Below are 297 nucleotides of genomic sequence, written 5' to 3'. Positions count from 1 at the left end.
TCATAGCGACGCGCCATCGCCACCAGCTGTTTTTGTCGTGCCACAGGCATCACCGCACCATGTGGATTGGAGAACCGTGCGGTGAGCAAGAGCAGCTTGATTGGCCATTGGCTCAATGCCAGTTCCAGTGCTTCCAGGCTGACGCCGGTAGCCGGGTCGGTGGGGATTTCCAGTACTTTGAGGCCCAGCAGTTCTGCCAGCTGTAAAAAGCCGTAATAACAAGGGGACTCGACCGCAATCAGATCCCCTGGGTGCGTGCTGGCTCGCAAACACAGTGTCAGTGCATCCACACAGCCA

At 57.6% G+C, this 297-nt stretch carries 1 protein-coding gene; it reads right to left on the bottom strand.

All coding sequences use genetic code 11. The features are described from left to right. Positions 1 to 297, bottom strand: a 297-nt coding sequence (locus tag Q4563_RS18800; RefSeq protein ID WP_303605596.1) for an aminotransferase class I/II-fold pyridoxal phosphate-dependent enzyme, incomplete at both ends; no start/stop codon positions are given.

The organism is Gilvimarinus sp. 1_MG-2023, from assembly GCF_030548285.1.
Note: the sequence above shows the minus strand (reverse complement) of the source record. Positions and strands in the feature narration are given on the sequence as shown.